The 12,261-nt window shown below is 69.4% G+C and carries 13 protein-coding genes; 4 read left to right on the forward strand and 9 right to left on the reverse strand.

From position 1 onward, the window contains the following. Nucleotides 1-14: 14 nt before the first annotated feature. Both glp and ACWDSJ_RS07920 read right to left on the reverse strand, forming a co-directional pair. The gene (gene glp, locus ACWDSJ_RS07915) at nucleotides 15-1,268 is read right to left on the reverse strand and encodes a molybdotransferase-like divisome protein Glp (RefSeq protein ID WP_450030090.1); all 1,254 of its coding nucleotides are present in this window, start codon (nucleotides 1,266-1,268) and stop codon (nucleotides 15-17) included. Nucleotides 1,269-1,325: 57 nt separating this feature from the next. Beyond that, nucleotides 1,326-2,264, reverse strand: coding sequence for a UTP--glucose-1-phosphate uridylyltransferase (locus tag ACWDSJ_RS07920; protein WP_450030092.1), 939 nt, complete (start codon nucleotides 2,262-2,264; stop codon nucleotides 1,326-1,328). Nucleotides 2,265-2,475: 211 nt separating this feature from the next. On the opposite strand from ACWDSJ_RS07920, the gene ACWDSJ_RS07925 reads away from it, so the two are divergent. The 4 genes from ACWDSJ_RS07925 (at nucleotide 2,476) to mscL (ending at nucleotide 4,776) form a co-directional block, all read left to right on the forward strand. After that, entirely contained in the window at nucleotides 2,476-3,066 is a 591-nt protein-coding gene (locus tag ACWDSJ_RS07925) for a 5-formyltetrahydrofolate cyclo-ligase (protein ID WP_450030094.1), read from the forward strand. Between the two features lie 67 nt (nucleotides 3,067-3,133). After that, on the forward strand, nucleotides 3,134-3,436 hold the full coding sequence (locus ACWDSJ_RS07930) for an FmdB family zinc ribbon protein (RefSeq protein WP_450030096.1): 303 nt from the start codon (nucleotides 3,134-3,136) through the stop codon (nucleotides 3,434-3,436). 109 nt (nucleotides 3,437-3,545) lie between these two features. Then, nucleotides 3,546-4,244: an SAF domain-containing protein gene (locus ACWDSJ_RS07935; protein WP_450030098.1), complete on the forward strand. Its 699-nt coding sequence runs from the start codon at nucleotides 3,546-3,548 to the stop codon at nucleotides 4,242-4,244. A gap of 130 nt (nucleotides 4,245-4,374) precedes the next feature. After that, nucleotides 4,375-4,776 carry a large conductance mechanosensitive channel protein MscL gene (mscL, locus tag ACWDSJ_RS07940; RefSeq protein WP_450030100.1) on the forward strand — a complete coding sequence of 134 codons (402 nt, stop codon included), beginning with the start codon at nucleotides 4,375-4,377 and terminating at the stop codon, nucleotides 4,774-4,776. Between the two features lie 75 nt (nucleotides 4,777-4,851). On the opposite strand, the gene ACWDSJ_RS07945 is transcribed toward mscL, so the two are convergent. From ACWDSJ_RS07945 to ACWDSJ_RS07975, 7 genes are all read right to left on the reverse strand, one after another. Continuing rightward, nucleotides 4,852-5,532: an MspA family porin gene (locus tag ACWDSJ_RS07945; protein ID WP_387359911.1), complete on the reverse strand. Its 681-nt coding sequence runs from the start codon at nucleotides 5,530-5,532 to the stop codon at nucleotides 4,852-4,854. 60 nt (nucleotides 5,533-5,592) lie between these two features. After that, nucleotides 5,593-6,270: an MspA family porin gene (locus tag ACWDSJ_RS07950; protein ID WP_387359909.1), complete on the reverse strand. Its 678-nt coding sequence runs from the start codon at nucleotides 6,268-6,270 to the stop codon at nucleotides 5,593-5,595. Nucleotides 6,271-6,646: 376 nt separating this feature from the next. Next, on the reverse strand, nucleotides 6,647-7,282 hold the full coding sequence (locus ACWDSJ_RS07955; RefSeq protein WP_450030103.1) for a hypothetical protein: 636 nt from the start codon (nucleotides 7,280-7,282) through the stop codon (nucleotides 6,647-6,649). A 314-nt stretch (nucleotides 7,283-7,596) separates the two neighbouring features. Then, nucleotides 7,597-8,091, reverse strand: coding sequence for a MogA/MoaB family molybdenum cofactor biosynthesis protein (locus ACWDSJ_RS07960; protein ID WP_387359905.1), 495 nt, complete (start codon nucleotides 8,089-8,091; stop codon nucleotides 7,597-7,599). Nucleotides 8,092-8,180: 89 nt separating this feature from the next. Then, complete coding sequence (locus ACWDSJ_RS07965) at nucleotides 8,181-9,641, reverse strand: S1C family serine protease (protein WP_450030105.1); 1,461 nt, start codon at nucleotides 9,639-9,641, stop codon at nucleotides 8,181-8,183. Nucleotides 9,642-9,762: 121 nt separating this feature from the next. Then, on the reverse strand, nucleotides 9,763-11,181 hold the full coding sequence (locus tag ACWDSJ_RS07970; RefSeq protein WP_450030420.1) for a HAMP domain-containing sensor histidine kinase: 1,419 nt from the start codon (nucleotides 11,179-11,181) through the stop codon (nucleotides 9,763-9,765). Nucleotides 11,182-11,259: 78 nt separating this feature from the next. Beyond that, nucleotides 11,260-11,949, reverse strand: a complete 690-nt coding sequence (locus ACWDSJ_RS07975; RefSeq protein WP_387359901.1) for a response regulator transcription factor — start codon at nucleotides 11,947-11,949, stop codon at nucleotides 11,260-11,262. Between the last annotated feature and the right edge of the window lie 312 nt (nucleotides 11,950-12,261).

Consider the following 12,261-nt stretch of genomic DNA (forward strand, 5'->3'; position numbering starts at 1 on the left):
CCCCGCCGCGAACGTCATCCGCGCTGTGCGAGGAAGGCGACCGGAACCTCGTCGCCCGTGCGGATCTCGGTGACGTCCGGCTCGACGACGATGAGGCTGTTCGCCTCGGCCAGCGTCGAGAGCAGATGCGCCGAACCGTTCACGCCCAGCGGCTGCACCAGATATTCGCCGGTCTGCTCGTCGCGCATCAGCTGCGACCGCAGATAGCCGCGGCGGCCCGGCATGGAACTGATCGGCATGATGGTCCGCGCCTGCACCACGCGACGCATCGGATGCCGTCGCCCGAGCGCGATCCGGATCAACGGCCGCACCATGACCTCGAAAACCACAAGCGCCCCAACGGGATTCGACGGCAGCAGGAAGGTCGGCACCTCGTCGCGGCCCAGTCGCCCGAAACCCTGCACCGAACCCGGATGCATGGCGACCCGGGCCACCTCGAGTTCGCCCAGCCCCTCGAGCGCCTCGCGGATCTGCTCGGACACCCAGCCGCCGACCGCGCCCGCGATCACCACGACCTCCGACCGCACCAGCTGACCCTCGACCACATCGCGCAGCTGCTTGGGGTCCGCGCTGACGATGCCGACGCGGTTCACGTCCGCGCCCGCGTCGCGCGCGGCCGCGGCCAGCGCGTAGGAGTTCACGTCGTACACCTGACCCGGACCCGGGGTGCGGTCGATGTCGACCAGTTCGCCGCCGATGGAGATCACCGACAGCCGCGGGCGCGGATGCACCAGCACCTTGTCCCGCCCGACCGCGGCCAGCAGACCGACCTGGGCGGGACCGATGATCGTGCCCGCGCGCACGGCGACGTCGCCGGGCTGCACATCGTCGCCGATGCGGCGCACGTAGTCGCCGGTGCGCACGGGTTCGTAGACCTTGATGCGGGCGCGGCCGCCGTCGGTGTAGTCCACCGGAAGCACGGCGTCGGCCAGCGTCGGCAGCGGCGCGCCGGTGTCGACGCGCACGGTCTGCCGGGGTTGCAGGCGGATGGGCTGGCGCGAACCGGCCGGCACCTCGCCCACCACCGGCAGCGTGAGATCGACGGGATCGCCGTCCTCGTCGCGGATGTCGACACCGGCGCCCTGCACGTCGACGCTGCGGACGGCGTAGCCGTCGATCGCCGCCTGATCGAAGCCGGGCAGCGGGCGTTCGGTGACGACGTCCTCGGCGCACAGCAAACCCTGGGCCTCGGAGATCGCGACCCGCACGGGCCGCGGCGCGACGGCCGCCGCGGTCACCTTGATCTGCTGGTCCTCAACCGAGCGCATGCAGCCCTTCCTCATGTCCAGTGTTCGACGCGGCCGACCGGACCCGGGCCGTCCGCGTCACTCGGACGGGGTCAGCTGCGGATTCCAGTCGGGAGCCAGCCGACGTTCCAGCCACTCGCGGAGCTCGGGGCCGTATTCGTCTCGCTCCAACGCGAAATCGACCGCAGCACGAAGATAACCGCCAGGGTTGCCCAGGTCGTGGCGCGACCCACGGTGCACTACGACATGGACCGGATGTCCCTCGGCGATCAGCAGCGCGATCGCGTCGGTGAGCTGCAGTTCACCACCCGCGCCCGGTTCGATGCGCCGCAGCGCGGAGAAGATCTCGCGATCGAGGATGTAGCGGCCCGCCGCTGCGAAGGTGGAGGGGGCGTCGGCGAGGCTGGGCTTCTCGACCATGGCCTTGACGCGCAGCACATTCGGATTGACCGCGTCCGGCACGGGTTCGACGTCGAACACGCCGTAGGCGCTGACCTGATCCTTCGGCACGTCGATGGCGCACAGCACCGAGCCGCCGCGCTTGCGCCGCACCCGGCACATCACCTCGAGCACGCCGCTGGGCAGCACCAGGTCGTCGGGGAGCAGCACCGCGACGGCGTCCTCCTCGTCGTCGAGGACCTGTTCGGCCTGGGCGACGGCGTGCCCGAGGCCGAGCGGTTCCTCCTGCACGACCGAGGAGACGTCGAGCAGGCCCGGGGCGCGGCGGACCTTCTCCAGCAGCTTGTACTTGCCGCGCTCCTCGAGCGTGCTCTCCAGGACCATGTCGTCGACGAAATGCGCGACGACACCGTCCTTTCCGGGTGAGGTGACGATCACCAGGCGTTCGGCGCCGGATTCGGCGGCCTCGGCCGCGACCAGTTCGATGCCGGGCGTGTCGACGACCGGCAGCAGCTCCTTCGGCACGGTCTTGGTCACCGGCAGAAAGCGAGTCCCCAAGCCGGCCGCCGGCACCACCGCGGTGCGGAAGCAGGACGGCGTGTCCGCGTCAGCTGTCATAAAGGCTCACCCTATCCATCGATGGTCGTCCGCGGGACCGGCTTCGCTCGGGCCCGGCATCCCGGAAGCCTAGGGGTCTTCGACCGTGGCCGCCCGACGAGCTGAATCCGGGCAACCGGTCGGTGAAACCGTTCCGGATCGCATGAACTGATTCCCCGCCGGTACGCCGACGAAACCCCGCGGTCTGCGATAGCTCCCCTAGTGTGACCCTGTGGACGTGGCTGGTCAGCGTGACAAACAGCGGTGGCGGACGGAGTTGCTCGCCCGGCGCGCGGCGGTTCCGCCGCAGGTGCGGGCGGCGGAGTCGGCGGCGCTGGCGAGCGCCGCGCGGACCCTGGTGAGCGACCGACCGGAATGGGTGGCGGCCTATGTGCCGGTCGGGAACGAGCCGGGGTCGATCGATCTGCTCGACGCGCTGCGCTCGGGCGGGTCGCGGGTGCTGTTGCCGGTGACCGGGCCGCCCGGGCCGCTGGACTGGGCCGAGTACACCGGGGCCGACTCGCTGCGCCCGGCGCGCTGGGGACTGCTCGAACCGTCCGGTGACCGAATGTCCTGTGCCGCAATCGGATTGGCGAGCGTCGTGGTGATACCCGCGCTCGCGGTGGATCGGCGCGGCGTGCGGCTGGGGCGCGGCGCGGGGTACTACGACCGGACGCTGCCCGCGGCGCGGCCCGATGCCCGGCTCGTCGCCGTGGTGCGCGACGACGAGGTGGTCGAGCGGCTGCCCGAGGAACCGCACGATCGGCGGATGGGGTGGGCGCTGACGCCGGGCGGCGGGACGCGACTTCTGGACGGGAATTAACCGTGGATTGGCGCTGTTGGCACTGTCGGCTGTAGAGTGCTAACCGACGGAGACTGTGGAGGTTGGAGTGCCTACTTACTCGTATCAGTGCACGCAGTGTGGCGATAAGTTCGACATCGTGCAGTCCTTCTCGGACAACGCTCTGACCACCTGTGAGAAGTGCGACGGCAAGCTGCGCAAGCTCTTCAACTCGGTGGGCATCGTCTTCAAGGGCAGCGGCTTCTACCGCACCGACAGCCGTAGCGGCTCCTCGACCGCGAGCGAACCGGCCAAGGCGGCCAGTTCGAACGGGTCGGAGTCGTCGAGTTCCTCCTCGTCGAGTTCGTCGGCGTCGACCACCAGCGCGTCGACCACCGGCACCGCGGCCTGACGACTCGCCGCCCGGCGAGTTGTGCACAGGGAATCTCTTATCCACAGACTGATTCCGACCAGGGCTTTTCCCGGCGGTACGGTCGGCGCGCGGCCGTACCGTTCCGGGTATGCCTCTGCGACCGAATCCGAGTGACCGAAGCGGTACCGCCGACCTCGGCCGGGAGCCGCCCTGGGAATTCCTTGTGCGACACCGGCCTTCGTGGGCCGACGCGACCTTCCTGCGGCGCGCGCTCGCCGCGATCCTGACCCTCTGCGCCGCCGCCCTGTTCATTCGCGGCGATCCGTCCGCGCACTCCACCGATGTCGTCGTCGCCGCCCGCGATTTGTCCCCCGGGCGCGTCGTGGCCGCCGAGGACGTGCGACGTGTCGCGCGCCCGGCCGGGTTCGTCCCCGAGGGCAGCGTCCGCGACCCCTCGGCCGTGCTCGGCGCGACCGTGTCCGGCGCTGTCCGCTCCGGGGAGATCCTCACCGATCTGCGCGTGCTCGGCCCGCGCCTGGCCCGAGCCGCCGCCGGGCCGGACGCGCGCATCGTGCCGATTCGCTTGGCGGACAAGGCCGTTGCCGAGATCCTGCGGGTCGGCGATCGGGTGGACGTGCTCGCGGCCGAACGCGACGGCGCCGATCCGGCGCGGGCGGGACCGCCGCGCACCCTCGCCGCCGACGCGGTCGTCGTCCTGGTCACCGCGGCCGAGAATCGGCGCGGCCCCGCCGACGAGCGGATCGTGCTCGTGGCCCTGGACTCGGCTCCCGCAATCGCCGTCGCGGCCGCGTCGCTACGCACCGAACTCACCGTGCTGTTTCATTGACGCCGAGCATTTGCCGACGAACTCCACTAGCATCCCGACTAACCGGTTCGATAGCAGTCAGCGATCACATCAGATGTCTTGACCAGAGGTTCGGCGGCCACGAGCCGCGCCGAGCGAGACAGGAGCCGCAATGCTGAAGGGTTTCCGGGACTTCCTGTTCCGAGGGAACGTGATCGATCTGGCGGTCGCGGTCGTGATGGGCACGGCCTTCGTCGAGATCGTCACGGCCTTCACCAAGGGAATCATCAATCCGCTGCTGGCGCTGTTCGGCGGCACCAATGAACTCGGCCTCGGGATTCAGCTGGATTCGAGCAAACCGGCCACGTTCATCGCGATCGGGCCGATCATCACCGCGGCGCTCAACTTCGTCATCATCGCGGCGATCCTGTACTTCGTCCTGGTCCTGCCCGCCTCCCACGCGATGAAGCGCTGGGGCAAGGAGGCGGCGATCACCGACACCCAGCTGCTCACCGAGATCCGCGATCTGCTGGCCGAGGGCAGGCGCAGCGGCGGTGGTCGGCACGAATCGTGATGCGGCGGGCAGCGCAATGGGCCCGGCGCGTGCGCACCGAGCCCATTGTGGTTGCCGCTCAGGCGGTTTCGGGGATCAGCCGATGCTGAAGGGCTGGCCCCAGACGGTCACCCAGCTGATGACGTTGTCGGTCTCGACCTCGACGTTGACGAACGAGCGAGCCTGCGCGTAACCGGCGCAACCGGTCAGGCCGATGGTCTCGTCGGCCCAGGAGACCGAACCGTCGGTGCCGCTGAACTTGTTGCGGGTCTTGTGCGACTCGTTGCCGTAGTCGTCGGCCTGCTCGATGTCGAGCACGTAGAACGACTGCGCCTGGCCGGGGCCGAGGGTCAGGTTGCCGCCGCCGCTGGCGCCGGCGGACGGGGTGACGTTGCCCTGGGAGTCCCAGCTGGCACCGACGGTCGGACCGCCCTCGACGCCACCGCCGGAGATGCTGACCTGGCAGCCGACGGTGTAGCCCGGGAAGATCTTGCCGCCCGAGGCGTTGGGGTTGCCGGAGATGCTCACGTGGGCCGAACCGCTGACCCACGCGTTGCGGTGCAGCGGGGTCGAGCCCAGCGAGGGGTTGATGTTGGCGGATTCGCCGTCGATCCAGATGTGCACCACGGTGCCATCGGACAGGGTCTTGGTCAGGTCCGCGCCCGGCAGCGGGACGAAGGTGTCGGCGTTGGCGGCGCCGGTGGAGAAGAGGCCGAGCGCAGCGGTGGCGACAGCACCGACACCGGCCGCGCGAGCCACGGTCTTACGGATGTTCATGTTGTGGTCCCTCTAGGGTGAAACGCTTTCGCGAGAATGGTTTTGGCGGATTCGACCACGTCAGCCGATGCTGAACGGCTGCCCGTAGAGGGTGGTCTTCGAGTAGTGATCGCCGACGACCTCGACGACGGTGTACGCGCGCGCCTGGGCATATCCCGCGCAGTTCTGGATCTGGATCTCCGAGTCCTGGTACTCGACCGAGTAGGTACCGGGCTTGGTGATGTCCTTGCTGTCCAGCTGGACGAAGGCCACCTGGCCGGGGCCCAGGTTCAGGCCGATGGAGCCGCCGAGGCTGCCGTCGGTCAGGCTCAGGCTGCCGGACAGACCGGCGGAGATCGCGTCACTGGCGATGTTGACCTGGCAGCCGACGATGTAGCCGGTGCTCACGATCGACGTGCCGTGCGTGGACGAGTTGTTCGAGCCCGGGTTGTTGGTCGGGCCGTTCCACGGACCGGCCGTGGTCTCGGGCGCGTTCGGCACATCGGCGATCGCGTTACCCGTGACCCACACGGTGCGCCCGGCGCCGTTGCCCGCCAGCGACGGCGAGACGACGGCATGCTCGCCGGTGCGGGTGATCACAACGCCGTCGGGGCCCAGCTTCTGGCCGTCCGGCAACGGCACGAAGGCGTCGGCGTTGGCAGCACCGGTAGAGAAAAGGCCGATGGCCACGGCAGCGGCCGCGCCGATGCCCGCAAAACGGGCACCACGCCGCAAACCGTTGGTGCGGTTCTCGCTCATACTTCCCCTCATCAGGTTTCTAACGGTCAGCCTCGACCACCGAGGCTGGAAGCGGTCCTTTCAGGCCCAGCTCAGTTTGTCGCCGGATTGTTGCCGTCGTGTAACCGACAACCAATTTCCTGCAAACAGTCGGAACGGGCCTTGTTCCGGCGAGGTCGGCGCGAGGCGCCTTCCCCGGGCTATCCAGAACCGCAGGTTGGACAGCCCAAAGGCGAACATTAAACGGCCCGGGAACTACATGACAACGTAAGCGCCCGTAAAGGCAGTGTGATCTGAATCACACAGGAATCTCGCTCATATAACAACCCCCGCATAAATGCTGTGAGGACTCCGAAACAAGACCGGTCCGTGCCCCGGCCGGTCCCGAGACCCGCCCTCAGCCGTGATGCGGCGGCACTTGTGAACGCAACCATTCGTCGGACGTACCCGCCGACTCCCCACCTGGAGACCGCTCGTCACTGGTCGTTTGCGGAAGAGTCTCCCCAAAGATCCGCGCCAACCGAGCCACCTCCTCCCGCGAACGCCCGGCCCCCTTCCCCCGCCCAGCATCCTGCGCCCGCCCGACGTCCTGCTCCCGCTCGGCATCTATCGTCTGCCCGGCATCCCCGGCCCGCCCAGCATCCTGCACCCGCGCGGCATCCTTCGCGCGCCCGGCGTGCCGTACCTCCTCGGCGTCTTGCGCCCGCCCGGCGTCATGCTCTCGCGCGGCATCCTGCGCTCGCTCGGCGTCCCCTGCCTGCCCGGCGTCGTGCGGCCGCTCGGCGTCCTGTGCCCGCGCGGCATCCTTCGCTCGCCCGGCGTCCCTTGCCTGCTCGCCGTCCCATGCCAGCCCCGCGCCGTGCGGCCGCTCGGCGTCCTGTGCCCGCGCGGCATCCTTCGCTCGCGCGGCGTCCCCCGCCTGCTCGCCGTCCCGTGCCAGCCCCGCGTCATCCGGCCGCTCGGCATCCTCCACTCGGGCGGCATCCTTCGCCCCCGCGGCGGCCTCCACCCGCCCGGCATCTTGTGCCCCCACGGCATCCTTCGCCCGCTCGGCATCTTGTGCCTGCCCAGCGTCCTGCTCTCGCGCAGCATCCTTCGCTCGCTCGGCATCCCGGGCGCGCCCGGTGTGTTGTGCCCGCCCGAGGTCCCGCACCCGCTCGGCGTCCTTCGTTCGCTGGGCGTCCCGTGCCTGCTCGGCGTCTTGTACCCGCCCAGCGTCGTGGGGTCGCTCGGCATCCTCCACGCGCGCAGCGTCCTTCGCCCCCACGGCATCCTCACCCCCCGAACCAACCGAACCCCCCGCCCGAGACGGGCGGGGGGTCGGGTCGGGGGTGGCCGGGGTGGGGATTACTCCGCCAATCCCGAGAGTTCGTCGATGACGCGGCCGACGAGGGGGCCCAGGGTGGCCATGCCGTCGCGGACCGCGGGGCGGGTGCCGGGCAGGTTGACCACGAGGGTGCTGCCGGAGACTCCGGCCAGGCCGCGGGACAGGCCGGCGTCGAGGGAGCCGGCGGCGAGGCCCGAGGAGCGCAGGGCCTCGCTGATGCCGGGGAGTTCGCGGTCGAGTACCTCGGCCGTGGCCTCGGGGGTGACGTCGCGGGGGGACATGCCGGTGCCGCCCACCGAGATCACCAGGTCGACGCCGCCGATGACGGCCGTGTTGAGCGCGTTGCGGATCTCGACCTCGTCGTTGGCGACCAGCACGGTCGCGTCGACCAGAAAACCGGCCTCGGTGAGCAGTTCGACCACGAGCGGCCCGAGCGAATCGACCCCGCCATGAGCGGTTCGGTCGTCGACGATCACGACAAGAGCACGGCCGGCCACGGCGGCATCGATTTCCATGCCGCTCACCGTAGCGTCCGTGTCCGACAACGGGTCCTGTCCCCCGGCAACGGAATCCGGGATCGGACCGAGGGTGCGCTGGCGAGGGGTCATCGGGGTGCCTCCGCAGGTGCGGCCGCGAGGGTGACCTCGACGGTCTTCGGATTCTGGCCGTTGGGTTCGGTGTAGCTGATCTTGACCTTGTCGCCGGGCTGATGCGACCGGATCGCGGCCACCAGCGCGTTGCCGGTGTCGATGATCTGGTCGTCGACCTTGGTGACGACCGCCCCGGCCGGGATGCCCGCCTTGGCGGCCGGGCCGTCGGGGGTGACGTCCTGCACCCGAGCGCCGTTGGTGGTGTCCTCGGCCCGGTTCACGGTGATGCCGACCTGGGCGTAGGTGGCGTGCCCGGTCTTGATCAGCTGATCGGCGACGCGGCGGGCCTGGTCGACCGGGATCGCGAAGCCCAGGCCGATCGAACCGCTCTGCTGGCCGGACACCTCGGACGCGCCGAGGGTGGCGATGGCGGTGTTGATGCCGATCAGCTTGCCGTCCATGTCGACCAGCGCGCCGCCGGAGTTGCCCGGGTTGATCGGGGCGTCGGTCTGGATGGCGGAAATGACCGGGGGCTGGGCGTTCGCGCCCTCGCCGCTGGTGGAGACCGGGCGGTTCAGCGCCGAGACGATGCCGGTGGTGACGGTTCCGGCCAGGCCCAGCGGCGAGCCGATCGCGACAACCGTCTGTCCCACTTGAAGATTCGCCGAGGAGCCGAGTTCGATCGGCGTGAGACCCTGCTTGCCGGTGACCCTGATGACGGCCAGATCCGAGACGGGGTCGGTGCCGACCACCGAGGCCGAGGCCGTGCCGCCGTCGCTGAACTGGACGTCCATCTTGGCGTTGGGTCCGGCACCGCTGGCGACGTGGTTGTTGGTGAGGATCAGGCCGTCGCTGGACAGCACCACGCCCGAACCCTCGCCCTCCGCGCGCGCCCCGGCCACCCGGATCATCACGACGCTGGGCAGCACCTTCTGCGCCACGGCCGGAACGGTCCCGGCGGGCGCGTTGGCGATGGGCGCGGTCTTGGGCGGTGGGGAGTTGAGCGCGTTGCTGACCGGACCGGAGTCGTCGCGCCCGCTGACCAGTGCGCCGACCGCGCCGCCGATGCCACCGCTGATCAGTGCCAGCGCGATGGCCGCCGCGATCAGACCGCCGAGCCCGCGCCGCCGCGGCGGCTGCGAGGGTTGCGCGCCGAATCCCTGGCCTCCGGGCATTTGCGCGGTGTGGCCACCGAAACCAGGAGCGGCCTGCCCGGAGTGGTCGCCGAATCCTTGCCCCGGCCCGGAATGCGCCTCGAACCCCTGCCCCACGGGCGGACCATAGGGCGACTGCTGATAAGGCGGAAGGGGTGCGGTCGGTTGCGGGGGATGCTGGTCGTACGGAGAACTCTGGCCGGATGGACCGTGCTGATACGGAACCTGTTGTCCCGCAGGCGGTGCGAAATGCTCATGCTCGGTCGGCCGCTGCTCGGCCACGTCCGGTTCCTCGCGCCTGTCCTTCGAATCCTCGGTCATGTCCCTCGTTTCTCCTCGAGCCTGTCGCCAGTGTGGTGACCTCGACTGAGAGCGCCCTGAGACCGCACTGTCAGTTCCGCTAGACATCTGTGGTCATACCCGTGCCATCCTAGGATCCAACTCACCTGGGAAAATCCCCGGCTTCGGCACGTCCCTCGTCCTCGAGCTGCGAGGACGGCGCGCCCGGCAGCACGATGCGGATGCGCGCGCCGCCGCGGGCGGAGGTGTCGATCGTGATCGTGCCGCCGTGTTTGGTGACGACCTGTTTGACGATGGCCAGGCCCAGCCCCGAACCGGGCATCGACCGTGACGACGTGGTCCGGTAGAAGCGCTCGAAGACCAGTTCCCGCTCGGCCACCGGAATGCCGGGCCCGGCGTCGTCGACCGCGAATTCCAGCAGCCCCGGGCCGGTTTCGCGCATGGTCACCAGGACCGGCTCACCCTCGGCGTTCCATTTCGCGGCGTTGTCGAGAACATTGAGAATCGCGCGTTCCAGACCGGCCTCGTGACCGTAGACGAACCACGGCCGCAGCTCCGCGTTGAACTCGATTCCGGTGCGGCGACGCCCGGCCCGTTCCAGCGCGCGCTCCGCCACCTCGCCGAGATCCACCTGCTCGTAGACCGTTTCCGGCGCGTCCTCGCGGGCCAGATCCACCAAATCGCCGATCAGCGTCGACAATTCCTCGATCTGCGCGACGACGTCGGCCCGCAACTCGGCCATCTCCTGTTCCGGAATTTCCGGTGCCCCCGGGCGCGAGGACGCCATCAGCAGTTCCATATTCGTGCGCAACGAGGTCAGCGGCGTGCGCAATTCGTGGCCCGCGTCGGCGACCAGGCGGCGCTGCCTTTCCCGGGATTCGGCCAGCGCCCGCAGCATGGAGTTGAAACTCTCGGTGAGCCGGGCCAATTCGTCGTCGCCCACGACCGGGATGGGGGTGAGGTCGTCGGTGCGCGCCACCCGCTCGGTGGCCGCGGTCAGGCGCGCGATCGGCCGTAAACCGGTGCGGCCCACGCCCGCTCCCGCGGCCCCGGCGAGGATCACCCCGCAGCCGCCCACCACGAACATCAGCCAGGCCAGCCGGTCCAAGGTCTCTTTGGTCGGCTGCAACGACCGCGAAAGCACAAGTGTCGCACCGTTTTTCGTGTGCCGGGCATAGACGCGCTGATTGTCGGCGGTGCGCAGCGAGGTGTCGACCGTGCCCTTGACCACCGCGCGCTCCGGCGCGCCGATGGGCGGATTCAGCAGGGTCAGCGGCGTATCGGGCAGTTCGGGATACACGATCGCGATGCCGGTGTCGTTGGAGTAGACCGCGCTGAAGGTGAACAGCGTGGAGAAACTCGCCTCGTCGATGTTGTTGTTCACCATGACCTGGGCGCGGGCCCGCAGTTGATTGTCCACATCGGCGTATAGCGACCGCGCGACCATCGCGTAGGCCGCGATGGAGGTGAGCGCGACCGCGACGAATACGACCGAGGCCGCCAGCAGCGTCACCCGCCAGCGCAACGTCACCGAACTCGTCAGCGGCATGGGCGGCCGCATCTCCGACGAGTCCGCGGGCAACCCGAATCCGGCGATCACGGGTTGACGTGGATTGGTTCTCGCCACGACGTCCGCGCCTTAAGGGGGCGTCTCGCGCAGCACGTAGCCGACGCCGCGCACGGTGTGGATCAGCCGCGGTTCGCCGTCGGCCTCGGTCTTGCGCCGCAGGTAGCCGATGTAGACCTCGAGCGCGTTGCCGGAGGTGGGGAAGTCGTACCCCCACACCTCCTCCAGGATGCGGCTGCGGGTCAGCACCCGGCGCGGATTGGCCATCAGCATCTCCAGCAGCGAGAACTCGGTGCGGGTCAGGCTGATCGCGCGCTCGCCGCGGGCCACCTCGCGGGTCACCGGATCGAGCGAGAGATCGGCGAAACGCATGGTCTCCGAGGCTTCGACGGCCGTGTCGGCCGCGGTGCGGCGCAGCAGCGCGCGCAGCCGGGCGAGCAGTTCCTCGAGGGCGAACGGTTTGGGCAGGTAGTCGTCGGCGCCCGCGTCGAGCCCGGCGACCCGCTCGGAAACCGAATCGCGCGCGGTCAGAACCAGAATCGGCAGATCGTCGCCGGTGCTGCGGAGGCGGCGGCACACCTCGAGGCCGTCCAGCCGGGGCATCATCACATCGAGCACGAGGGCGTCGGGTCGCGCGGCGGCGACCTTGTCGAGGGCATCCACCCCGTCCACCGCCAGATCGACGGAGTAGCCGTTGAACGTGAGCGACCGGCGCAGCGATTCGCGAACCGCGCGGTCGTCGTCGACTACCAGAATGCGCATGGGCACAGTCTGACCGTATCGACTGAGAGCCGACTGAGAAGCAAACCCGCGACACGCCAGACTATCCGACGGGATGACCTGCGCGTTCGACTCGCAGCGGGCGGTATTGATTTCGCCGAACGCGCGAAAACGCTCGCGCACAGCGAATTTCGGCGAACCGCAGGACAAAGCACCGAATTGCCGCGAGGGTGTTCACACGGTATGTTGCCTGCGGTAAAAGTAGACCTCTAGTTGGTTCTCAACCCGTGGGACCCGTACGGCCGACAGTTCACTGAGTGCGAATTACAACACCCACCGGGAACGGCGCTCCTC

The organism is Nocardia sp. NPDC003482, from assembly GCF_053588115.1.